This is a genomic window from Amycolatopsis orientalis, assembly GCF_000943515.2.
Lineage (GTDB): Bacteria > Actinomycetota > Actinomycetes > Mycobacteriales > Pseudonocardiaceae > Amycolatopsis > Amycolatopsis orientalis.
Genome location: NZ_CP016174.1, coordinates 7,993,547 through 8,015,614 on the forward strand (window position 1 = coordinate 7,993,547; position 22,068 = coordinate 8,015,614).

The window sequence follows — 22,068 nt, forward strand, 5'->3', positions numbered from 1 at the left end:
CGATGATCACGCCAGCTGACGCGGCGTGGCCTGCAACCGGGAAAGGACGTCGGTGAGCCTTCCCGCGGCGACGTCCCATTCTTCGAGGACGCTGCTCCGCGCGAGCGCCGACGTCCGCAGGGAGTGCCGGAGTTCGGCGTCGAGCGACCAGCGCAGCAAGGCCGTCGCGAGGGCCGACGGATTGTTCGGCGGCACCAGGAGGCCGGGCACCCCGCCGCCGGGTGCCATGCCGAGCGCGTCGTGCGCGCCGGCGGTTTCGGTGGTCACCACGGGGATCCCGCGCGCCAGTGCCTCGGCGACGACCATGCCGGACGGGCCCCCTCTCGACGGCAGGACGAGCAGATCCGCGCCGTCGTAGACCAGATCGAGATCGTCCGGCGGCTGGATGAGGCTGATCCGGGAACCGAGCCCGAGCCGCTCGACGGTCCAGCGCAGCTCGTCGACGTAGGCGGGGTCGTGGTGCATCGATCCGGCGAACACGCATTTGAACGCCAGTTCGTCGACCGTCGAGAGTGCCTGGATCAGCACGTCCTGGCCGTGGCGCGCGGTCATCGGCGCGAGACAGAGCAGGCGGGAGACGCCGTCGGCGCCCGCGGCGAGCGGGGCCGCGTCCGTGCCCGGTGTCGCGACGTAGACGCGGGTGGGGTCGAGGTCGTGCCGGTCGATCAGATGCCGCGCGAGCCACGGCCCGGTGGCGACGACCATGCCCGCCAGCCGCAGGGTCTCCCGTTCGCACGCGTCGAGTTCGGCGGCCTGCGCCGGATCGAACGCGGGGTCGTCGGCGAGCGGCTGATGTACCAGGACGGCCAGCCGCAACCGCCGGGCGTGCGGGACCACGATCTCCGGCACACCGCAGGCGACCGTGCCGTCGATCAGGACGACGGTGTCGTCGGGCAGCGCGGTGAGCGAACGCGCCAGCCGCGACCGGGACAACGGCCCCGGTATCGGCCATTCGCCGGCGATCGGCAGTTCCAGCAGCGGAAGGCCGGTGGCGGGAAGGTTCTGGCACATACGGCGGTCGTACTCGCCGCTGTCCTCCTCCCCGTCGCCCGGCAGGACGAACACCACCGGCTCGGTGCCGCGAACATTCGAGGTGAACACGGAGGACCTCCAGGTGCGGACGACGAACCGGCGAACGCCTTATTAGGGGACACGGATCTCGCGCCCGGACGGTTCACACCGGTTGGGAGGAATTTCAGCCGTGCACGCGCGCGATCGCTTCCACGAGGTCGTCGCGCAGCCCGGCGCCGACCGCGATCGTGGCCGCCGAGCGCACCGTGTGCTCACCGCCGTCGGTGTCGACGACCACTCCCCCGGCCTCGCGGACCAGCAGGACCCCGGCCATCGTGTCCCACGGCTTGTTGGCGAGGATGACGGTCGCGTCGAGTTTGCCGTGCGCGACCCAGGCCAGGTCGATCGCCGCGGAGCCGAGGAACCGGATCCGCTGGACACGGCCGCCGAGTTCGGCCAGCAACGCCATCCGGACCCGGTTCTTGACCTCCGCGCCCTCACCGACCGCGAAGTCGCCGACGGAGACGATCGCGTCGGACAGCTTCGTCGCTTTGGACGCTTCGAGACGTTCTTCGCCCGCGTACGCGCCCTGGCCCTCGGCTGCGGTGTAGGTGACATCGAGGAACGGCAGGGAGATGGCCGCGACAGTGCTCTTCAGGCCATCGACGAGACCGAGCGAAACGCCGCACAACGGGATGCCGCGCGCGAAGTTGGCCGTGCCGTCGACCGGGTCGAGCGCCCACCACAGGTCCTCGTTACCCGCGTGCCCGCGCTCCTCGCCGAGGATGCCGATCTCCGGCGTCTCGCGCGCGAGGAATTCGCGCACGGCGTCCTCGACGGCGAGGTCGACGTCGGTCACCATATCGCGATCACCTTTGGCCGCAACGGAAAACGACGTCATCGAGCGGATGATCCCGGTCGCCATGGCGACGGCCTCGCGGGCGACGGACAACAATGCGGCGTGGTCGGTCATAGGGTTACCGTAGCCCGGTGAACCTGTTCCCGACGGCCACGACGGCCGACGAGCGTGCCAGGGGCGCCGACGTCGCGGTGCTGCCGATCGGCAGTTTCGAACAGCACGGCGCGTACCTCCCGCTCGCCACCGACGCGGTGATCGCGACGACGATCGCCGACGCCCTCGCCGACGCGTATCCGGTGCTGCGGCTCCCGCCGATCACGATCGGCTGCTCGCACGAGCACGCCGACTGGCCGGGAACGGTCAGCATCTCGGCCGCGACGCTGTACGCCGTGGTGAACGACGTCGCCGCCTCGCTGCGCCGATCCGGTGTCACGAAGCTGGTGCTGGTCAACGCGCACGGCGGCAACTACGTCCTGTCCAATGTGGTCCAGGAGTCGACGTCGCCGATGGCGCTCTTCCCCGGCGTCGAAGGCTGGCAGGCGGCGCACGACGCGGCCGGGCTGGAGACCTCGCTCGACAGCGACATGCACGCCGGCGAGCTGGAGACGTCCCTTTTGCTGCACGCGCATCCGTCGCTGGTGCGGCCCGGTTACGCGGAGGCCGATCACCTGGCCGACGACCGGCGGCATCTGCTGACCGTGGGGCTGCGGCCCTACTCGGAGTCCGGTGTGGTGGGACGTCCTTCGCTGGGAACGGCGGAGAAGGGCCGGCTGATACTGGAGTCGCTCGTGCGGAGCTTCGAGGCGACCTTGGCGGCGGTGCGGGGAGACCTGGGGTCGTGAGTGTTGAGTGTCGTTAGAACGACACTCAACACTCACGACCCCCTCACCCTCTGAACCTCAGAGGCCGTGGGGGACCGAGCCCACCGGTCCGACAGCGTCCAGATGTGGCAGGAAGTGGTGCATCCGCTCCTGTTTCGTCCGCAGGTACCGCAGGTTCTCGTCGTTCGGCGTCACCAGCAGCGGCACCCGCTCGCTGATCCGCAGCCCGTGCCGCTTCAGCTGGTCGACCTTCGTCGGGTTGTTCGACAGCAGCCGCACCGACCGCACCCCGAGGTCGGCCAGGATCTCCGCCGCCGCACGGTAGTCGCGCGCGTCCACCGGCAGCCCGAGCGCGATGTTCGCCTCGACGGTGTCGAGTCCTTCCTCCTGCAGCCGCATCGCCTTCAGCTTCGCGAGCAGCCCGATGCCGCGCCCTTCGTGCCCCTGGGCGTACACGAGGACACCGGCGCCCTCCTCGACGATCGCCCGCAGCGCGGCGGCCAGCTGGTCGCCGCATTCGCAGTGCATCGAGCTGAACACGTCACCGGTCAGGCATTCCGAATGGACCCGCGCGAGCGTGCCGAAGCCCGCGATGTCGCCGTGCACCAGCGCCATCTGCTCGGTGCCCTCGGCGTCCAGATATCCGTACGCTCGGAAAACGCCGTAATGAGTCGGCAGTCTGGTCTCCACGACTCTCTCCACGGTCATCGCGTGTCTCCAATCTGTACGGGTGTCCTGACGACGCGAGCCGCGAGGCGCGGTGCGGCAGGCGTGTCGATGCGGTGGGTCTTGACCGAGCGGGCGAGCAGCACGCCCGCTCCCGGCAGGGAGGCGACGAGCGCGAGCACGCCGTAGACGACGGCCACGGTGACGCCCTGCGCCGAACCGAGCCCGGCGGTGCCGAACAGCAGCGCGCAAACGCCCTCACGCGGGCCCCAGCCGCCGATGTTCAGCGGCAGCCCCATCGCGAGCAGGGCGAGGATCATCAGCGGAAGCAGGTCACCGACCGGCGCGGTCACCCCGGCCGCCCGCGCGGCGACGACGAACAGGGCGAGATGCCCGGCCAGAGTGGCCAGCGAAAGCAGGCTCACCCCGGGCCAGGTCTCCTTGGTCAGCAGGCCCAGCCGGACGTCGGCCAGGCTGACGGCGAACCCGCGCCGCCACTTCGATCCACTGTGGATCCAGCGCTTCCCCGCCGTCATCCCGGTGACGACGGCCGCGAGGGCGAGCACGACGACCGCGATCCCGGCGGCCATGACGACGCCGTCGAGCGGAGGCGGCACCACGGAAGGCGTACTGAGCACGACGGCGACCGAAGCGCCGATCACCACGATCTGCCCCGCCGTCCGCTCCAGCACCACCGCGCGGACACCCCGCGGGACGTCACCGGATTCGCGGCCGTGCTGCACCGCGCGGTTGACGTCGCCGAGCACGCCCGCCGGAAGGACACCGTTGAGGAACAGCGCGCGGTAGTACTCGCCGACGGCGCCCCATACGGACAGCTCGAGGCTGAGCCGCCGCGCGACCAGGCACCAGCGCCAGGCGCTGAACACCGTGGTGGCGAAGCCGATCCCGAGCGCGGCGGCGATACCGCCGGCGTCGACCTCGCGCAGTCCGGCCAAGAACGCCTCGGTGCCCAGTTCCCGGACGAGCACGGCGAGGATGCCGAGCGCGCCGAGGATCCGCAGCCAGGGCCAAAACCGCTTCACGACGGCACCACCAGGAGGTCCTCGTGCTGGATCATCGCGTTCAGCTCGCCCGCCGCGCATTGCGCGAGCCGCCACTGCAGGTAGGCGTCGGCGTCGGGGACCAGTTCGGGCCGCTGCTCGCACGCGGCGCCGACCCAGCCGGTCAGCCATTCCGCGGTGAGCGCGGCCTGATCCGCGCCGAGCCGCCACGGGCTCGCGGCGCGCCGCACGGTGGCGCCGAGCCGTTCGAACACGCCGAACGCGACGTCCACCGCGTCCGGCCCGAGCAGCCACCGGCCGTCGGTCACCCGGCGCTGATGCGCGTTGAAGGCGTCGGAGACCTCGATGTCGAACTTCTCCTTGGGCGACAGCACGACCCGGCCCGAAACGCTCAACGTGAACAGGACCGCGCAGCCCGCCTCGACGCACGCCTCCGCCAGCCTGCTCATCTCCTCGGCGGTGAGCAGGTCGAGCAGCGCCGACGCCGCCACCAGCGACGTCCCGGCGAGGTCTGCCGCCCGCAGTTCGGTGATGTCACGCTGTTCGGTGACGACCTCGATCTCGCTTCCGTCGAGCGCGTGCTCCGGACGGCTGGTGCGGGCCAGCGCGTGGGTGAGCAGGTCGGGGTCGCGGTCGTGCAGGATCCAGCGCTGGCGGCCGGGCAGCCGCCGGGCCAACCAGCGGCCGAGCGAGCCGGTGCCGCAGCCGAGGTCCCGGATGACGACTTCGTCCTGTGCCCGCAGGAAGGTCCGCACGGGCTCCAGCAACTCGGTCGCGCGGGCCGCGGCGTCGGCGTCCTCACGCAACCGCAGCCAGCTGGGGGCGTACTTCGTCATGCCGCCGTCCTTTCGTTCAGCAGCACGGCGGCGACGCCGCGGGCCGTCGCGTCCCAGCCGGTCAGCGTCTCGCGGCGAAGGCGAGCGGAGGCGCGAAGCCGGTCACGCAGTTCAGGTTCGGTGAGCCAGCGGCGCAGGGCCGCGGCCAGCGCGTTGACGTCGTCGCCGGGGACGAGCATCCCGGGCACGCTGCCGTCGGGCGCCTGGCCGAGAGTGTCCGGCAGGGCGTCGACAGCGGTCGCCAGCACGGGAATGCCGCGCGCGAGCGCCTCCGTGACGACCATGCCGTAGGTCTCCGCACGCGAAGGCAGCACGAGGAGGTCTGCCGCGGCGTACGTCGCTTCCAGCTCTTCGCCGGATCGGGGGCCGGTAAGGGTGAACCGGTCGCCGAGGGTGTGCCGCCGCAGGCGCTCGACGTAGCGCGTCTCGCGCCGGATGGCGCCGACGCATTCACAGATCCACGGAAGGTCCGAAAGCGACTTGAGCGCGTCCGCGAGCAGGCCCTGTCCCTTGCGCGGGGTCACGTTGGCGACGCAGACCAGCCTGGTGCCGTCCAAGCTGCCGAACGAGACTTCGGCCTTGTCGACCCCGGGCGGCACCACGTGTACGCGGTGCGGGGCGAGCCCGTGATGCTCGATCAGCCGTCGCGCCGCCCATTCGCTGGTCGCGACCACGGCCTCGACCGCGCCGAGCGTCTCCCGCTCCAGCCGGTCGAGTTCGGCGGCGAGGGACGGCGACAGCCCCGTTTCGTCGGCCAGCGGCAGATGTACCAGCACCGCGATCGACAGCCGCTGCGCCGACGGCACGATCACCTCGGGCACCCCGCAGGCGACCAGTCCGTCGAGCAGGACCGCCGAACCGTCGGGCAGCTCGGCGAGTTTGCGCGCCAGGACGTTGCGCGCCTCGGTGTCGGCCCGCGGCCAGTTCCCGCGCACGGCGATCTCGTGGACCTCCACGCCGGTGGCGGCGAGGCCGTCGCACAGGCGGCGGTCGTAGACGTTGCCGCCGCTCGGCGCGCTCAGGTCGTCGATGTCATTGGGAAGGACCACATGGAGGCCGCTCACAGCGCACGCTCGTAGCTCGCCCACGCGACATGGGACTCGTGCAGCGAGACGGTGATCCCTTCGAGCCCGCGCGCCCCCTCGCCGAGCGCGCCCGCGTGGACACGATCGGCGAGCCGGTCGGCGATGACCTTGGCCAGGAACTCGGTCGAGGTGTTGATCCCGGCGAACTCGGGCACGTCGTCGAGGTTGCGGTAGTTCAGATCGGCGAGCACCGCTTTGAGCTCTTCGGTCGCCTTGCCGATGTCGACGACGATGTTGTCGGCGTCCAGTTCGGACCGGCGGAACGTCGCGTCCACCACGAAGGTGGCGCCGTGCAGCTTCTGCGCTGGCCCGAAGACCTCGCCGCGGAAGCTGTGGGCCACCATGACGTGGTCGCGGACGGTGATACTGAACAACGGACCTCCCAGATCGTGCCCTTAACGCGTGTCCTCCACCTGATAGGTGACACGGAGGCAGAGCGTTCCCGGTTCATTCGCGGCCAGACGCGGCAGCACGTCCGGTAGTTCATGGAATGCACATTCCCCGCTGACCAGCACCTCAAAGGCCGGATCGGCCAGAAGACGCAAAGAGATCGCCAAGCGGTCGGCGTAGCTCCGGTTCGCGCGGCGCGCCGGGGAGACCATGCCGACCTGGCTGGAGCGGATCGTCAACCTGCGGGAGTGGAAGTTCTCGCCGAGCGGGACGCTGATCCGGCGGTCGCCGTACCAGCTCAGCTCGATGACCTCGCCCTCCGGCGCGAGCAGTTCCAGTGCCCGCGCGAGCCCGGCCTCGCTCGCGCTGGCGTGCACGACGAGGTCGCAGTCGCCCAGCGCGTCCTCCGGTGTCGAGAAGTCGACACCGAGCGCTTCGGCGATCTTCGCGCGCTCCGGGTCGACGTCGATCAGCTGCACCCGGGTGGCCGGGAAACCGGCCAGCAGTTTCGCGACGCTTCCGCCGACCATGCCGGCGCCGATCACGGCGATCCGGTCGCCGAGTCTGGGCGCGGCGTCCCAGACGGCGTTGACCGCGGTCTCGACCGTCCCGGCGAGGATCGCCCGCTCCGGCGGCACCCCGCGCGGCACCGGCGTGACGGCCGACGCGGGGACGACGTAGCGGGTCTGATGCGGATAGAGGCAGAACACGACCTGGCCGACCAGTTCGGCCGGACCTTGTTCGACGACGCCCACATTGAGGTAGCCGTACTTCACGGGTCCGGGGAAGTCGCCTTCCTGGAACGGCGCGCGCATGGCCTCGCGCTGGCTCGCCGGGACCTCGCCGCGGAAGACGAGCGTCTCGGTGCCCCGGCTGACACCGGTGCACAGGGTGCGGACCAGCACGTCGCCGTCGCCGACCGGAGGGAGCGTGACCGGCCTCAGCTCGCCGCCACCGGAGCCACTGAACCAGAAGGCGCGTTCCATCGTGTCCTCTCATGTCGGACCTCGAAAACGGGGTCGTCGTCACCATAACGAGGAGGCCTCGTGATCAACCCCGGAGTTTTCCTGGGGGTCCTCGTCCAGCTGGCCCTTCTCGGCGGACTGGACGCCGTCGTCGGACTGGGCCCGCTGGGCTGGATCGCCGGAGCGGTCTACGGCGTCGCCGTCGGCGGATTCCTCACCTACGGCCTGAACCGGAGCACCGCGCGCTCCCTCGGCCCGGCCGACGCCGTCACCCTCGGCCGCTCCGCGCTGGTCGGCTGCGTGACCGCGCTCGTCGTCGACACCGCGGGCCGGGAGATCGCCGCGATGGTCGTCATCGCCTCGGTGGCCCTGGCGCTGGACGCCGTCGACGGCCAGGTCGCCCGCCGCACCGGCACCGTGTCGCCGCTCGGCGCGCGTTTCGACATGGAGGTCGACGCGTATCTGATCCTGATCCTGAGCGTCACCGTCGCGCAGTCGCTGGGACCGTGGGTCCTCACGATCGGCGCGATGCGGTACGTCTTCGTCGCCGCGAGCCGGTTGTGGCCGTGGCTGAACAACCCGCTGCCGTCGAGCATGGCGCGGAAGACGGTCGCGGCCGTGCAGGGCATCGTGCTGGTAACGGCGGCCTCGACGCTCTTGCCGCTGTGGACCGCCTACGCCGTCACGCTGGGCGCGCTCGGCCTGCTGACCTGGTCTTTCGGGCGCGACACGTGGTGGCTGCTGGAGCAGCACGCCTTCAGTACCGCTCCTGTCGAACCCCGCCGGCGCGTGACGGCCGACGTCGCGTGATCACGCGTATTGCGCTTCGCCGTTCCCGAACGACCAGTTGATCAGATCGGTCTCGGTGATCGTGACGAGCACGTTCCGCGGCTCCGTCCCCGAGTACTCCTCCGCGAGTTCCGCGATCCGCCGGTACAGCGACTTCTTCTGCTCGTCGGTCCGGCCCGGCCGCATGGTGATCGCGACGAACACGACCCCTTCGTCGCGGTGGATCCCCAGGTAGTCCTCGTATTTCAAGGTGCTCCGGCCGTTGAGGACCTGGAAGCGGTCGTCGGCCGGGATGCCGAGCGTTTCGACCATCGCGTCGTGGACGGCGTTGCCGAGGGCTTCGAGCTTGTCGGTCCCGATGGCGTCGATGCGGACGAAGGGCATGTCAGTTCTCCTTGGTGGCGAGGAGCCCGAGGGCCCCTTCGACGGCTTTCGCGAAAACGTCCGGTGAGCCCGCGGCGCGGGCGAGGACGTAACCGCCCTGCAGGACCGCGACCAGCGCGGTCGCCGTGGCGGCGGGGTCGAGCGACCGGTCGAGTTCGCCGGCCGCGCGACCCTCGTCGAGCAGTTCGGCGAGACGGCCGGTGAGCCAGCCGAAGGTCTCCTCGACCGGCCTTCGCAGGTCCGGATCCGCCATCACGTCCGGATCCTGGGTGAGCTTGCCGACCGGACAGCCCTTGAGCACGTCACGCTCGCGGCGCAGGTAGACGGCGATCCGCTCGACGACCGAGCCGGGTCCGGCGAACTCGGCTTCCGCCTTGGCCCGCAGGTCGTCGGCGTTGCGGCCGATCGCGGCCAGCGCGAGTTCGGATTTGCCCTGGAAGTGGTGGTACATGCTGCCCTGGCCGGCGCCGGAGCGCTCCTGGATCGCCTTCGGGCTGGTGCCGACGTACCCGCGCTCCCACAGAAGTTCGCGAGTGCTCTCGATGAGCCGTTCCCTCTTGTCCACGCTGTCACCGTACATACTAGTAGGTACAGAGACAAGTCGCGTTTAGCCCGCTAAAGGCGAGACCCCCGCCGCGTCGCGTTTAGCCCGCTAAAGGCGACCCGCGGGGGCACTCAGGAGCGCGTCCAGTCCTGCCCGACCCGCTCCCACTCGCGATCCCAGGCCGCGCGCCGCGCCCGGTCCAGCAGGTGGCGCGCGAGCAGATACCCCGCCGCCAGCAGCGTCACCGCGATCAGCCAGACCCCCACCCCGACACCGACGCCCGTACTGGTCGCGTCAGCGGGCGTCACCGGCGGGGCGACGAGGGCGTCGGACTCGTCGAGCCACACCGTCACGCCTTCGCCCGCCGAAGCGCCGAGATCGGCGGCGACGGGCGCCTCGCGGAAGGTCCCATCCGGCAACGCCCAGCGAGCCGCCACCTCGGCGGTCTGAGTCGAGGGAGTCCCGTCGACGCCGAAACGGGCCGGCGGAGCGTCTTCGAGCAGGAACGCCGTCGTCGAATGACGGCCGGCCGTTTCGAGCGCCGAGCGCGCCATCGCGCTCGCGTAGGCCTCCGAACCGGCGGCCGCAGCCAGCGGGACGCCGAGCAGCGCCGCCGCGACACCGCCGACGAGGATCGCCGCTTCGATCCGGTCCCAGACCCTGGCGAGCGGATTCCGGCCGAGGTGGATCCGGCGCCACAGGAACACCAGCGGCATGACGCGCCTCCTTCTCGGTTCCCCACCGACAAGACTGCGCCGCGAAGACCGGGGGAAACAGGAGGCTTTGGTCCTGTCAGCGGCGAGGAACGTTCTCACCGAGGACCACGTGCGCGGACGGCGCCCGGTTCACCGCACGACGTGTTCGTACGCGGACTTCAGGTCCTCCACCGGACCCGGCGGGGCCACCAGCGGCCCCTTCGCCCAATCGCAGCCGAGTTCGTGCAGCACCTTCAATTGCCGCTCGGTCTCGACCCCTTCGGCGACCACCACGAGGTCGACCGCGTGCGCCATCGCCATGATCCCGGCGACGATCGGCTCGGCATCGCTCGACCTTCCGAGATCGGCCACGAAAGAGCGGTCGATTTCGATCACGTTGAGATCGAGACGGCACAACTGCGCGAGCGAGGAATACCCGGCGCCGAACCGTTCCGCGGTGACCTTGACCCCGGTCTTCCGCAGCGCGTCGACGGCGTCGGCCGCGTCTTTCAGTGCCGTTTCGTCGACGTCGAGACTGAGATCCTGCGGGCCCAGACCCGCTTCGTCCAAAGTGGTCTGGACCAATTGCAGTAGCGTGGGATCGCCCAATTGGCGCACCGAAAGACTCACGTTCACATTACAGTGCACATCATGATCGGCACGCCATCGGGAGATCTCGCCGGCGGCTTTGGCAAGAACCTCCGCACCGATGATCGTCAGCAGATCGCCGTCGTCGGCGATCTCGACCAATTCCGCCGGATCGATCGGTCCCCGGACGGGATGATCCCAGCGGGACTTCGCCTTCACCGCGACCATGTCGCCGGTCCGCAAATCCACGACGGGCTGATAAACGGTCTCGATGAGGCCTTCCGCGACGGCGTTCCGCAGATCCTGTTCGAGAATGAAACGATCCTGGACCCGTTCCCGCATGATCGGCGCATAGAACGCATATCGGCCGGGTCCGAATGTCTTCGCCTGGTACATCGCCAAATCGGCGTCTTCCAGCAATTCATCGGCGGTGCGGGTATCACCGGGTTCGGCGAGCACTATTCCGATGCTCGTATTGATATGCAGTTCCCGGCCATGCACGGTGAGCGACTCGGCGAGCCGCCGCTGGAGATGGTCGGCCAGCGCCCGCACCTCCGCCGCTTCGGTATAACCGGTGGTGATGACCAGGAACTCGTCCCCGCCGAGCCGTCCGACCAGGTCCGAGTGCCCGGCGGCGGCCCGCAGCCGCTCGCCGACGATGCGCAGCACCTGGTCGCCGACGGTATGACCGAGCGAATCGTTGATGATCTTGAACTTGTCGAGGTCGATGAACAGCACGGTGGTGGTGAGCGCCGGATCGGCGATCGTGCGCCGCAGATGGTTCAGCGCGAGCGTGCGGTTCGCCAGCCTGGTCAGCGGGTCATGGGTCGCCTCGTAAGCCAGCCGCTCGCTGATCGCCCGCCGTTCGGTGATGTCGGCGAACGACGTCAGCACCGACGGCACGCTCTGCCCCGGCGCCATCAGCGGACCGGACGTCAGCGAAAGCCACCGGTGCGCGCCGTCCCGCCGCCGCACCTGCACGACCCGCCCCGTCTCGACCTTCCCGGAACGCCGCACCCGCGCGGACGGCAGATCGTCGACCGGCACCGGGACACCCCGCTCGTCGTGCAGCCGCAGCGTCCGGCTCTCCAGGCCGATCAGGGAGCCCTCCGGCACGCCGGAGATCCGGTGCGCGGCGGAGTTCGCCAGTTCGATCCGCCCACTCGGGCCGACCACCAGCACGCCTTCGTCGAGCGTTTCGACGACGGTCGCGAATTCGGCTTCGGCCCGGCGCTGCGCGGTCTCGTCGGCGCACAGGAGCACGTAACCGTCGAACATCTCGGCCGCCGAGACGCGTACCGCCAGCGCGGTGCCGTCGGCACTGAAATGCGTCGCCTGCACGACTCCGCCCGCCGCGACGACCTCCCGCGGGTCCATCGGCGCGCCGACGACCTCCGACACCGGCACCCCGATGACTTCGTCAAGTTCGTGCCCGTAGACCGCTTCGGCCGCCGGATTCCAGCTCGTCACCAGTCCGTCGGGCGAGGTCGCGATGATCGCGTCACTGGCGTGGCCGACCAGCGCGGCTTGGAACCGCAGACCGGCTTCGGCGGCCTTCTGCGTGCTCAGGTCGCGCATGATCACCTGGTAGGCGGGTTTGCCCTCCCACGTGGTGAGCACCGCCTGGGATTCGACGGTGACCTTGCCGCCGCCGAGGGTCAGCAGCGTCATCTCGGTCGGCTCGCTGAACGAACCGGGCGCGGCCAGCGATCCGATCCGGGCGAGCAGCGCGTCCTGCGAGCCGGTGTCGACCATGTCCGTGATGTGCAGGCCGACGAGTTCGGTCGACACCGAGGCGCCGACGAACCGCATCGCGGCCGAGTTGACGAACACGACCTTGCCGCGCTGATGGACACAGATGCCGTACGGACTCGCCTCGACCATCGTGAGGTATTGCGTACCCAAAGTCCCGCCGTCGGAATTTTGCTCCAAAAGGCGGTACCCCTGGCTCAGAAAAGCGAGAGCCGGGTCACCACGATGATCCCTCTCGGTGGACAACTCGGTCAGCAGACGGACGAGCGACGCGTGCCGGGAGGTCGTCCCAGCCGGCGGGTTGGATACGCCAACCGTGCAGGTCGTGGCGCCGTTCGCTGGCGAGGAATCCTGATCCGAGGGCCGGCGGGTGTCGGGAGTCCCACCGTCGAGATCGTCAGGATCCATGTGATCCAAACCCCCTACTCGACTGATGTAGCTTCCGATTAGATCACTAAATCGACGTAGCCGTCCTCCTCGGCCAGTCGATCGGTGCGGCTTTTCCACCCCAGCGTTGACGGAATGTAGTTGAAGGGAAACACGTGCGGAGCAAAACCGACATCTGCGGCATCGGAGCCGTAACCGCCTACGGCTGGGGGCGCGAATCACTCTGGCAGGGCCTCGTGAGCGGCCTCCCCGGCGCCCAGCTCGTCGACGGGTTCGGCGAGACCCGCGAACTGCCCGGCTGGGTCGGCCACATCCCCGAGGGCGGCAGACCGAGGGACGGCAGCCTGCATTGCCGCGCACTGCTCGCGGCGGCACGGGAAGCGATCGAGGACGCCGGGGCGAACGGCTGGACTCCCGGCCGCAAGGTCGGGCTCATCTACGGCGGCGTCCGCGACGACATGCGGACCTGGGACGGTTTCCACGCCCTCGGGGAACGGCTCGCGTACCGGCGCGAGTTCATCGGCATGATGCCGTCGACGCCGATCACCTCGCTCATGGCCGAATTCGGCTTCCACGGCCCGTCGATGACCGCGTCCGCGATGTGCGCGACCGGCAACGCCGCGGTGCTCACCGCGAAGATGTGGCTGGACGCGGGGATGGCCGACGACGTCGTGGTGGTCACCACCGATCTGTCCGCGACCCGGCAGGTCGTCCGGCATTTCGTGCACTGCGGCGTCGCGGTCACCGATGTGCCTCCACTCGACGCGTGCCGCCCTTTCCAAGAGGGCACAAGGGGTTTCACCTTCTCCGAGGCGTCGGTGGCGGTCGTGATGACCCGGCGGAAGACGGACTCGTACGCCACCGTGCTCGGCGGCGCCATGACGCACGAGGCGCACAACGCGATGGCGCTCGACCCCGATCCGTCGACCGCGATCGCGGCGGTGACCGAGGCGCTGGAGAACGCGAACGCCGACGCGGCGGACGTCCGGTACGTGAACGCGCACGGAACCGGCACGAAACTCTGTCACCGCACGGAAGCCCAGATCCTCGAAGCGGTCTTCCCCGGCAGTACCGAGATCTTCTCGATCAAACCGCTGACCGGGCACAGCCAGTCGGGCAGCGCGCTGACCGAGATCGTGGCGACCTGTCTCGCGGCGCGGCGTGACCTCATCCCGGCGCCGAAACCGGTGGCGGACGGGCATCCGCAGCTGATGGACGGACCGTCGCGGCCGGAAAGCGGGCTCACCGTCAAGACGTCGATCGGGATGGGCGGCTACGTCACCGCCGTCGTACTGGACGCCGCCTAGCCGACTTCCAGCCGACCAATTCGATAACACACGGTCTCAACGTCGTCACGAACCGTCATTTCGCGTGGTCCGGTGGGTGATACTCCCCGGTAGCGACACGCACTGAGCACGGAGGCGGCCATGAGCCCGAGAACGGCGTCCGACACTTTCGTCCACAACTACCTGTTCTTAAGGCGTGCCATAGGTTTCCTCGGGGTCGGGCTGCCCTTCGTGCTCGTGTTCGGGAAACTGGTCGTCGACGGTGGCGGGCTGCTCAACTCGATCAGCGGGTACTACTACTCGGGAATGCGCGACGTCTGGGTCGGCACCATGTGCGCCATCGGCGTCTTCCTGTTGTCCTACCGGGGTTACGGCCGGGTCGACGACATCGCGGGCAATATCGCGGCGGTGGCCGCGGTCGGGGTGGCGCTCTTCCCGACGACACCGGCGAACGGCGACCGCGCGGACGAGATCATCGGCATGCTGCACCTGGCCTTCGCCGCGGTCTTCTTCCTGGTACTGGCGTTCTTCTGCATCGTGCTGTTCACCAAGTCGGACAAGGCGATCCCCGGCCCCCGCAAACCCGAGCGGAACCGGCTGTACGTCACCTCCGGCGTGATCATGCTGGTGTGCCTGGCGTTGATCGTGCTCTGCGGGCTGTTCTTCGACGACGTGACGAAGTCGCTCTACCCGGCGCTGTGGCTGGAGTCCATCGCGATCCTCGCGTTCGGCGTGGCCTGGCTCACCAAGGGCGGGACGCTGCTGCCGGACAAGCCCGCCGACGTCCCCGGGGTGCCGAGCGCGTCCGCGCCGTTGCCGGAGGCCTGACCTGGGCTTCGACCGCACACCCGAAGGTAAAGGAACCTTTGCCATTCCCCGGGTCGTTGTCGCCTTATGACAGAGCGCATCGCACTCCAGCTCGGGCGCCGCGATCTCCTCGTGGTCGCGGGGATCCCCGGGGCGGGCAAGACCACGCTGCTGTCCCGGGCGGCGACCGGCGCGATGCCGGTGCTCGATTCCGACCAGGTCCGCGGCAGACTGCGCGAGCGGCTGCCCTCGGCGTTGCCGTACCGGTGCTATCGGCCGCTCGTCCACCTGTGGCACCGCGCGCGCGTCATCGGGTTCGCGCTGGCGGACGGCGGCCCGCTGGTCGTGCACGAGCCGTCGACCCGGGCGACGACGCGCGGGCTGCTGGCCCTGCTCGGCCTGCTGAGCCGCCGCCCGGTCCGGCTGCTGTGGCTCGACGTGACACCGGAGGAGGCCCGCGCCGGCCAAGTCGCGCGCGGGCGGGTCATCCGGTGGCGCTCGTTCGCCCGTCACGTCAGAAGGGCCGGGAAACTGCGTCGCGAACTGCGCGCCGGCTGGGTACCGGCGGGGTGGTCCAGCGCTCGGATGGTGACCCGCGAGGCCAGCGGGGCACTGAGCTTCGTCGCCGAGGAGGAGCCCGTGAGAAGCACCCGGCCCTCAGGCGACGTCCGGCTCGTCCCCGTCGAGCGGACGACCGCGTCCACAGTGCGCGCAAGTTGACGGCTCCTGTCCCCCGGGTTCGGGTTCCTCCGAAGGACCAGGACCGTTCGGATGCGGACACGGGTTCCATGGCCCCCAACGGATGCGTACCGGCATCGTCGTCACCGCGGTCGCGGGAAGCCGGCTTGTGCGGGAAAGCCGGTGAAACGGGAAAACTGAGACGCCACCATGCGAGCTCCGTCCGCCGTACCGCCCAAGGCCGGAAACCCCGGGCCTCTGCACCGAGATACGGACGTGCTGATCCACCGGTTCATTCGACCGCCGAGAAAGTCGCCGTCGGTCCAGGAAGGGGGCCATCATGTACTGGGGAAGGTGTGAAGGCCTCCTTGAGGGACCCTGAGTCCCTCAAGGAGGCCTTCACGGCCAGCCGCTAACCGAACCGACCCCGGTAGGTGCCTAGAACGGCACTTACCACTCACGAGCCGTTGGACCGAAGTCGGCGCGGAAGGGTCAGATGCCCACGTAGTTCTCGGCGAAGAAGTCCTGATGCGCCCGCGAGACGCGCAGGCTTTCCAGCCGCGCGTCCCGCAGGGCCCGCTGGAACAGGGCCTCGTCGCCGTAGCCGGCCGGGCTGTGCAGCAGGTTGATCATCCAGTGCGAGAACTCCTGCGCCCGCCAGATCCGCGGCAGGCACTCCGCCGAATAGCGGTCAAGCGCCGTGGTGTCCCGCTTCTCGAAGGCGGTGATCAGGGCGCGGCCGAGGATCTCGGCCTCCATCAGCGCGAGGTTCGCGCCTTTCGCCGCGGACGGGCTGATCAGGCTCGCCGCGTCGCCCGCGAGGAACAGGTTCCCGCGCTGGATCGTGTCCATCACCCGCGAGGACAGGTCCACGATCCGGCGTTCGATGACGGGGCCGCGTTTGAGCTCGCCGTGACGTTCGGCGCCCATCCGCAGCCGCAGTTCGTCCCAGATCCGGTCGTCCGTCCAGGCTTCCGGGTCCTCACCGCGCGGGACTTCGAGGTAATAACGCGTCACCGTCGGAGTCCTCGCCATATGCCCGGCGAACCCGCGTTCGTGGAGCGCGTAGCCGATCGCGGACATACTGGGCGGGGCCTCGGCGAGGATCGCGAGCCACGAGATCTCGTGGTCCCGCCGGAAGATCCGCGCGGGCACAGATCTCCGCGAGACGCCGTGCTGACCGTCGCATCCGGCGATGTACCTGGCACGCAAGAGAAGATCATCGGCGATGACGGTGGCGTCCGTTCCCGACACCGAGGACACCTCGGCCTCGAACCTGATCTCCCCGCCGCGGGCGAGGAATTCCGCGATCAGGTCGGTGACCAGGAATTGTTGCGGGTAAACAGTGTGCACCTCACGGTTGCCGAGTTCGCCGTACTTGAGCTCGAATTCCGTCCGCTCATTACGGAAGGCGCAGGTGTCGTGCTCGGCACCGTTGCGGAGCAGCCCGTCGGCGAGTCCGTTCTCGGTGAGCACACGGACACTGTTCGCGGCCAGAAACCCGGCCCTGGCCCGGTTTTCGACATGCTCACGGCTTCGCCGCTCCAGGATCAGGCACTCGATCCCGGCCGCGCGCAACAGATTCCCGAGTACGAGCCCGGCCGGACCCGCGCCCGCGATCAGTACATCAGCGTCGTTCTTTCCCACGAAAGCCCCCAGTACCTCCGCCGCCCCCTGCGGTCCAAGGTACACAAAACACCTTCGTACGGTGGGCGTTCAGCCCTTCTGGGCACGCATTCGTGCCCGTCGTTTCCCTTCGTGCATCGCCACCACCCGGGCGACCGGGATCGTGTGCCCCTGCGCGACGAGGTCGGCGGGCAGCGTCTGCGGTCCGGGCATCGCCTCGGCCCAGGGATCCTTGCCGTCCAACAGCGCGGGCGCGGTACGGACGGTGAAATCGGCGGGGACGACGTTCTCCAGGTCATCCCACGCGACGGGGAACGACACCGGCATCCCCGGCCGCAATCGCGGGCTGTACGCCGCCGCGACGGTGTTCCCGCCCGCCCGCGTGGAATCGAGGTACACCTTCCCCTCGCGGTCTTCCACGATGTACGCGGTCGTCGCGACCGACGGGTCGACGGCCTCCGCGCGAGCGGCGAGCGCTCGGGTCGCGGCCGCGACGTCGTCGAAACCCTGTCCCGGTACCAGCGGGACGAAAATGTGCACTCCCTTGGAACCACTGGTCTTCACCGCGCCGGCGAGACCGGAATCGGCGAGTGCCTGCCTCACCAGTCCCGCGGCGTTGACGACGGGTGCGAAGTCGTCACCGGGTGGCGGGTCGAGGTCGAGGACGAGATGGGTCGGGCCCGTGTCGTCGCTCGCGCGCATCAATGTCGGGTGATATTCGACGGCACGCTGGTTCGCGAACCACAGGAGCGTGCGGCGATCGTCGCAGAGCGCGTAGGAAACCTGCCGCTTCGAGGTCTCGGCCCACATCTCGTGCCGCTTCACCCAGTCCGGCGTGTACTTGGGCAGGTTCTTCTGCATGAACGGGCCCTGGCCGCGCAGGATGCGGATCACCGACAACGGCCGGTCCGCCAGCACCGGGAGGATGTGGCCGGCGACGGCGTCCAGGTAGTCCACCAGGTCGCGTTTGGTGGCGCCCTCGAACAACGGCTGGTCGAGGTTGGTCAGCTTGACCCCGTCGCGTTCGTCATCGCTCATGGGGTGAGCCTGGCACAAAAAGTCTCGTGAGTGGTAAAGACGGTTCTAACCGTCTTTACCACTCACGAGACCCACTCTCAGCTGATGTTGGCGTCGATACAGGCGTAGAACGCGTTCGCCGTGTCGTAGACGTTCCAGCGGGCGAGGATCTTGTGCCGCCCGCTCTGCTGCAGGTTCACGCTGTGCGTGACCGTCGCACCCGGCTGCGCGCCGTTGTCGTTGATGGTCGCGACCTTGGCACCGTCGACGAAGTACTCCCAGGTGCTGGTGCGGTGGCGAGCGGTCAGCGTCCACCGGAACGAGGTGGTGCGGCCGAGGGAATGCACCTTCCAGCCCTTGCTGTCGTTGTTGAGATCCGCGAAACGGCCGACTCCGCCGTTACAGCTCATGAGCCCCTTGGGGCCCTCGACACTTTGCGGTTCCCATTTGATATCACCGCAGGAAACGGTGTTCTGCGCGCATTGCGCCTGCCTGCTCGCGGGTGAGGAGACATAGCCGTGCGCACTTGCCGTTCCCGCCGGAATCGCGACCAGCACGGCCGGCACCATCGCCGCACCTGCCGCCAGGGTCAAAAGCCTTCGTTTGAAGCTCATGCATACCCCTTTCGACACCCACCGCTGACCCGGTGGCAGAACCGTCCACGAACCAGCGGTTCTGGGGCCACAGTGAGCGAAAACCAATGACGGTTGGGACCACATCCGCCGAAGCGCCGAGCAGGCGAACGTGGTCTAGACCATAATTGGTTCAGACGACTCGGTCAAGAGTAACCAACCGGGCGCTTCGCCCGGTGAAGATCGAACAGGAGTTGTCAAGACGGGCGATCAGCCCGCACCCAAACAGACGAACGGCCGCCGGAACGGGTCAACCGCGATGGTGTCCGCCAAGGCCGTCGCCGGTCCTGCTCCTTCGGCGAGCCTGCGGTGGTAGTCGTCCATCGCCGCCGCCGCGGCTTCGTCACCGACTCGGCTCAACGGCGCGATCACCGTCCGCGAACCGCCGGCGAGCAACGCGCTGGCGAAACCGAGGACCTCGTCGCCGGGCCGGATCCGGTTGAGCGCCAGTTCGCACGCCGCGAAGACGACCTGCGACGGCGGCTGCGCGAGCCCGGCCATTTCGTGCGCGAACAGCGCTCCATCGGCCAGTTCCAGCCGGGAGAACAACGCGTTCTCCGGTTCGTGCGCGCCGTGCGCGGCGATGTGCGCGAGCTTCGCGCCGTCCAGCGCGTGCAGGACGGACTTCACCGTCGCCTCGGCCCCGGTCAGCGTATGCGCTGTCCGGTAATGCGTCGCGAGCTTCTCCAGCTCACCCCTGCTCCCCACCAGCCCGGGACCGCGCACGAGAACGACCTTCCGCGCGCGTGACAGCGCCGAACGCTCCGCCCCCAGCCACGCCGTCGCCGACGGAGCGACGACGATCGGCCGTGACCGCAGCGACGGCAGGACACCCCACGGGACGGCGTAGAGCGGACCGGTCGGCACGACGACCAGACCGCGGTCCCCGAGCAGCTCCGCCAGCGGCCGGATCAACTGGACGTCCAGCCGTTCCGCCTGTTTCCTGGCCGAACCGAGCACCGACCGGACGAGCGGGGCTGGCAGCTGATCCGGCGCGAGCGCGTCGAGGTCGACGTTCAGCATGCGCGCGGATTCCGCCGCCAGCGCCGCCGAACCGAGCCGCACCAGTTCACACCGTCCGCCGGTGACGACCATCGCCACCAGCTCGTCCCCGGAGGACGCGAAACTCACCAGCGCGCGTTCCCCCAGCTCGTCCGCCACCTCGGCGAGCCCCGCGACCGGCCGCGGCCTGCCCCAGCGTCCGGTGTGCCAGCCGAGCCGGTGCGCCTCACGCAAGCGCTCGGCGTGCTTCGCGCGCAAAGCCGCCGTCGGATGCCCTTCGTGCTGCGCCTGATGGATGGCCTGATCGAGACCCCGGACCTCGGCGACCCGCTCCGCGAGATCCGGATCGGTCGCCGCAACGGGTTCGTACCGGTGACTCTGCGCGCGGGTCCGCTCCGTCCAGCCGAACAGCCGGGCCGCGTCGGCACGCTCCAGCACGATCTTGACCGCCAGATCCGCCAGCTCCCGGCCGTGCAACGCCGTCCCGGAGACGAGTTCGATCCCGCCCATCCGATCGCGGACGCGGTCGAGTTCGGTGAGCCCGGCCCGGATCTCGGCCAGCGCCTTGGTCTTGTTCCCCTCGGCCACCGCGAGTTCCGCCCGGCAAAGCCGTCGCAACATCCGGTAATCGACGGACGTGAGCCGGCCCGGCCGCGGAATCCGCGCCAGCAGGTCGGCCGCGCGCTTGCGTTTCCCCTTCCGCAATTCGACCCGGACGGCCAGCATGCGCGCCAGCGCGGCCTGATCGGCCAGCCGCGGCATCGGCATCGCGTTCGCCGCGCGCAGCGCGCGGGCGGTCAACGTGAGCGGAATTTCGTTGGTACGCAAGGCATCCCGCACGTCGGCACGCAGGCCGACGATGGTCGCGTTGGCGACACAGGTCTGGCATCCCCAGCGGAGCATCCTGCGCCGCGCGGACGCGGCGTACCGCCGGGCGAGTTCGAGGTCGTCGCCGAGCAGCGCCGCGGACGCCCGGTACAACTCCGCGTACCCCAGCTCGCGGGTGGTGCTGCTCTGTGCGTGCATGACCTCCAGTACCTCGTCGAGATGCCGGCCCGCCTCGTCCGCCAGTCCGGCGGCGAGCAGTGCTTGGGCCTGGTCGAGCCGCAGAAGCGGGTGCACCTCGACGTCCAGGGCCTGGTAGATCCGTTCGCTTTCCTCGTACAGGCGGAGGGCGGCGGGAACATTCCCGATCCTCAGTTCGAGTGAACCGAGCGGTCGCCGGACATCGGCCGCCTGCAACCGCAGTTCGTACTTCTCCGCGATGTCCATCGCCCGGGACAGATCCTCACGGGCCCGGCGAACGTCACCCAACCGCGTATAAGCGAGCCCACGAGTGATCATCGTTCCCAGATAGGGATGCAGGACGGGAACCGGATCCTGAGCCGAAGCGAGAACGAATTCCTTGCTCTCGATCGAGGCGTCGAAATAGGCGATACCGTCCTCGTTCCGGCCCACCGCCATGAGCAGCAGCCCGTAGTTGTGGTCGATGGCGCCGCGGAGTTCCGCGTGGAGTACCCGATCGCCGACCTCGGCGAGGAGCGAGCGCACCTCGTCCAGCTCGGCCAGGCCGGCGGCGACCTCACCGCCGGTTTCCGTGCCGAGCGCGACGAGTGAGTTCGTGAGGCGGATCCGCGCGGCCAGCCACTCCGACCGGTCGCCTTCGACGGCGGATTCCACCGAGTCGAGTACCGACATGCCCCGGTGGAGCAGCTTCAAACCCTCACGCGGCCGCGCCGAGCAGACCGCGTCGACCCCGGCCCGCTGCAGGGCACGTGCCTGTCGGATGGCTTCGGCCATCCCGAGTTCCGTTACAACCACTGATCTATGACAGCACAGTCCGTAGCCGAAAGACCGCCGCCCGCCGGGGAATACCCCGACGGGCGGACCGAGGCCATCGACTCACGCGATCAGGGCGTCGGGGGCGGCGTCTGGATGCAGCCGCCCGCGCAGTCGAAGAAACGGTTCCGGTTGTGCTCACAGTCGGGGCTGTGCCGGTGTTCCCCCTGGTCGGGCTTGGGTCCGGCCGGGTCGACCGGATCCTCCTCGCCGATGGGGTCCTTGACGTCCGTAGGCGTCGACATTTGTCGATCTCCTCCCCTGATGATCTTTCATTTGCCGTGCCAGGCGACCCCATCGCACCGGGTCCCCTCCGATCGCAGGCCCTCTTCCTGCGAATGGGGCAATAGTGCCACAACGGAGCAATGATCGGGAGTTTTTACCTAC

22 protein-coding genes are annotated in these 22,068 nt (G+C 69.3%); 5 read left to right on the plus strand and 17 right to left on the minus strand.

The genetic code is table 11. The features are described 5' to 3' along the window. Window positions 1-6: 6 nt before the first annotated feature. Together SD37_RS34575 and SD37_RS34580 are read right to left on the minus strand one after the other, a co-directional pair. Window positions 7-1,101, minus strand: coding sequence for a glycosyltransferase family 4 protein (locus SD37_RS34575; RefSeq protein ID WP_145926804.1), 1,095 nt, complete (start codon window positions 1,099-1,101; stop codon window positions 7-9). A 94-nt stretch (window positions 1,102-1,195) separates the two neighbouring features. Then, window positions 1,196-1,984, minus strand: coding sequence for an inositol monophosphatase family protein (locus tag SD37_RS34580; protein WP_044856297.1), 789 nt, complete (start codon window positions 1,982-1,984; stop codon window positions 1,196-1,198). A 17-nt stretch (window positions 1,985-2,001) separates the two neighbouring features. Between SD37_RS34580 and SD37_RS34585 the strand changes: the two genes are divergently transcribed. Beyond that, complete coding sequence (locus SD37_RS34585; RefSeq protein ID WP_044856298.1) at window positions 2,002-2,712, plus strand: creatininase family protein; 711 nt, start codon at window positions 2,002-2,004, stop codon at window positions 2,710-2,712. Between the two features lie 57 nt (window positions 2,713-2,769). Here SD37_RS34585 and ribA read toward each other — a convergent pair whose 3' ends face one another. Genes ribA through SD37_RS34615 form a run of 6 tightly spaced genes read right to left on the minus strand, consistent with a single transcriptional unit; the run spans window position 2,770 to window position 7,676 of the window. Beyond that, the gene (gene ribA, locus SD37_RS34590; RefSeq protein ID WP_044856299.1) at window positions 2,770-3,399 is read right to left on the minus strand and encodes a GTP cyclohydrolase II; all 630 of its coding nucleotides are present in this window, start codon (window positions 3,397-3,399) and stop codon (window positions 2,770-2,772) included. Next, entirely contained in the window at window positions 3,396-4,400 is a 1,005-nt protein-coding gene (locus SD37_RS34595) for a lysylphosphatidylglycerol synthase transmembrane domain-containing protein (protein ID WP_044856300.1), read from the minus strand. Before SD37_RS34595 ends, ribA begins: the two co-directional genes overlap by 4 nt. Then, the gene (locus SD37_RS34600) at window positions 4,397-5,215 is read right to left on the minus strand and encodes a methyltransferase domain-containing protein (RefSeq protein WP_044856301.1); all 819 of its coding nucleotides are present in this window, start codon (window positions 5,213-5,215) and stop codon (window positions 4,397-4,399) included. Before SD37_RS34600 ends, SD37_RS34595 begins: the two co-directional genes overlap by 4 nt. Beyond that, window positions 5,212-6,279, minus strand: a complete 1,068-nt coding sequence (locus tag SD37_RS34605) for a glycosyltransferase family 4 protein (RefSeq protein ID WP_044856302.1) — start codon at window positions 6,277-6,279, stop codon at window positions 5,212-5,214. Before SD37_RS34605 ends, SD37_RS34600 begins: the two co-directional genes overlap by 4 nt. Beyond that, window positions 6,276-6,674, minus strand: a complete 399-nt coding sequence (locus SD37_RS34610; protein WP_037307820.1) for a 6-pyruvoyl trahydropterin synthase family protein — start codon at window positions 6,672-6,674, stop codon at window positions 6,276-6,278. Before SD37_RS34610 ends, SD37_RS34605 begins: the two co-directional genes overlap by 4 nt. Window positions 6,675-6,695: 21 nt before the next feature. Continuing rightward, a complete protein-coding gene (locus tag SD37_RS34615; protein WP_044856303.1) occupies window positions 6,696-7,676 on the minus strand; it encodes a zinc-dependent alcohol dehydrogenase in 981 nt (326 codons plus the stop codon). A 60-nt stretch (window positions 7,677-7,736) separates the two neighbouring features. On the opposite strand from SD37_RS34615, the gene SD37_RS34620 reads away from it, so the two are divergent. Next, window positions 7,737-8,465: a CDP-alcohol phosphatidyltransferase family protein gene (locus tag SD37_RS34620; RefSeq protein ID WP_044856304.1), complete on the plus strand. Its 729-nt coding sequence runs from the start codon at window positions 7,737-7,739 to the stop codon at window positions 8,463-8,465. Here SD37_RS34620 and SD37_RS34625 read toward each other — a convergent pair whose 3' ends face one another. From SD37_RS34625 to SD37_RS34640, 4 genes are all read right to left on the minus strand, one after another. Further along, entirely contained in the window at window positions 8,466-8,828 is a 363-nt protein-coding gene (locus SD37_RS34625; protein ID WP_044856305.1) for a tautomerase family protein, read from the minus strand. 1 nt (window position 8,829) lies between these two features. Next, a complete protein-coding gene (locus tag SD37_RS34630; RefSeq protein WP_174567877.1) occupies window positions 8,830-9,393 on the minus strand; it encodes a TetR/AcrR family transcriptional regulator in 564 nt (187 codons plus the stop codon). Window positions 9,394-9,503: 110 nt separating this feature from the next. After that, on the minus strand, window positions 9,504-10,088 hold the full coding sequence (locus SD37_RS34635; protein ID WP_044856307.1) for an Rv1733c family protein: 585 nt from the start codon (window positions 10,086-10,088) through the stop codon (window positions 9,504-9,506). Window positions 10,089-10,217: 129 nt separating this feature from the next. Continuing rightward, window positions 10,218-12,539 (minus strand): sensor domain-containing protein, encoded by a 2,322-nt coding sequence (locus SD37_RS34640; protein WP_236725189.1) that lies wholly within the window; start codon window positions 12,537-12,539, stop codon window positions 10,218-10,220. A 410-nt stretch (window positions 12,540-12,949) separates the two neighbouring features. Here SD37_RS34640 and SD37_RS34645 point away from each other — a divergent pair, with 410 nt between their 5' ends. The 3 genes from SD37_RS34645 to SD37_RS34655 all read left to right on the plus strand — a co-directional run bounded on the left by SD37_RS34645 (window position 12,950) and on the right by SD37_RS34655 (window position 15,607). Then, entirely contained in the window at window positions 12,950-14,101 is a 1,152-nt protein-coding gene (locus tag SD37_RS34645) for a beta-ketoacyl synthase N-terminal-like domain-containing protein (RefSeq protein ID WP_044856309.1), read from the plus strand. Window positions 14,102-14,221: 120 nt separating this feature from the next. Then, on the plus strand, window positions 14,222-14,908 hold the full coding sequence (locus tag SD37_RS34650; protein WP_044856310.1) for a DUF998 domain-containing protein: 687 nt from the start codon (window positions 14,222-14,224) through the stop codon (window positions 14,906-14,908). Window positions 14,909-14,974: 66 nt separating this feature from the next. Next, a complete protein-coding gene (locus tag SD37_RS34655) occupies window positions 14,975-15,607 on the plus strand; it encodes an AAA family ATPase (protein ID WP_044856311.1) in 633 nt (210 codons plus the stop codon). A gap of 450 nt (window positions 15,608-16,057) precedes the next feature. On the opposite strand, the gene SD37_RS34660 is transcribed toward SD37_RS34655, so the two are convergent. From SD37_RS34660 to SD37_RS43305, 5 genes are all read right to left on the minus strand, one after another. Continuing rightward, entirely contained in the window at window positions 16,058-17,212 is a 1,155-nt protein-coding gene (locus tag SD37_RS34660) for a 4-hydroxybenzoate 3-monooxygenase (RefSeq protein WP_044856312.1), read from the minus strand. Between the two features lie 69 nt (window positions 17,213-17,281). After that, on the minus strand, window positions 17,282-18,229 hold the full coding sequence (locus tag SD37_RS34665) for a DNA polymerase domain-containing protein (protein WP_044856313.1): 948 nt from the start codon (window positions 18,227-18,229) through the stop codon (window positions 17,282-17,284). A gap of 77 nt (window positions 18,230-18,306) precedes the next feature. Continuing rightward, the gene (locus SD37_RS34670; RefSeq protein WP_044856314.1) at window positions 18,307-18,822 is read right to left on the minus strand and encodes a lytic polysaccharide monooxygenase auxiliary activity family 9 protein; all 516 of its coding nucleotides are present in this window, start codon (window positions 18,820-18,822) and stop codon (window positions 18,307-18,309) included. 228 nt (window positions 18,823-19,050) lie between these two features. After that, window positions 19,051-21,642, minus strand: coding sequence for a CHAT domain-containing protein (locus tag SD37_RS34675; RefSeq protein WP_044856315.1), 2,592 nt, complete (start codon window positions 21,640-21,642; stop codon window positions 19,051-19,053). A gap of 110 nt (window positions 21,643-21,752) precedes the next feature. After that, window positions 21,753-21,926, minus strand: coding sequence for a hypothetical protein (locus SD37_RS43305; protein ID WP_167369681.1), 174 nt, complete (start codon window positions 21,924-21,926; stop codon window positions 21,753-21,755). Between the last annotated feature and the right edge of the window lie 142 nt (window positions 21,927-22,068).

Bases quoted from the DNA above. Each gene is read 5' to 3' on its own strand.
- SD37_RS34650 (WP_044856310.1), top strand. From the start codon at position 14,222: ATGAGCCCGAGAACGGCGTCCGACACTTTCGTCCACAACTACCTGTTC.
- SD37_RS34640 (WP_236725189.1), bottom strand. From the start codon at position 12,539: ATGGTCGAGGCGAGTCCGTACGGCATCTGTGTCCATCAGCGCGGCAAG.
- SD37_RS34675 (WP_044856315.1), bottom strand. From the start codon at position 21,642: ATGGCCGAAGCCATCCGACAGGCACGTGCCCTGCAGCGGGCCGGGGTC.
- SD37_RS34580 (WP_044856297.1), bottom strand. From the start codon at position 1,984: ATGACCGACCACGCCGCATTGTTGTCCGTCGCCCGCGAGGCCGTCGCC.
- ribA (WP_044856299.1), bottom strand. From the start codon at position 3,399: ATGACCGTGGAGAGAGTCGTGGAGACCAGACTGCCGACTCATTACGGC.
- SD37_RS34600 (WP_044856301.1), bottom strand. From the start codon at position 5,215: ATGACGAAGTACGCCCCCAGCTGGCTGCGGTTGCGTGAGGACGCCGAC.
- SD37_RS34635 (WP_044856307.1), bottom strand. From the start codon at position 10,088: ATGCCGCTGGTGTTCCTGTGGCGCCGGATCCACCTCGGCCGGAATCCG.
- SD37_RS43305 (WP_167369681.1), bottom strand. From the start codon at position 21,926: ATGTCGACGCCTACGGACGTCAAGGACCCCATCGGCGAGGAGGATCCG.
- SD37_RS34615 (WP_044856303.1), bottom strand. From the start codon at position 7,676: ATGGAACGCGCCTTCTGGTTCAGTGGCTCCGGTGGCGGCGAGCTGAGG.
- SD37_RS34670 (WP_044856314.1), bottom strand. From the start codon at position 18,822: ATGAGCTTCAAACGAAGGCTTTTGACCCTGGCGGCAGGTGCGGCGATG.
- SD37_RS34625 (WP_044856305.1), bottom strand. From the start codon at position 8,828: ATGCCCTTCGTCCGCATCGACGCCATCGGGACCGACAAGCTCGAAGCC.
- SD37_RS34665 (WP_044856313.1), bottom strand. From the start codon at position 18,229: ATGAGCGATGACGAACGCGACGGGGTCAAGCTGACCAACCTCGACCAG.
- SD37_RS34655 (WP_044856311.1), top strand. From the start codon at position 14,975: ATGACAGAGCGCATCGCACTCCAGCTCGGGCGCCGCGATCTCCTCGTG.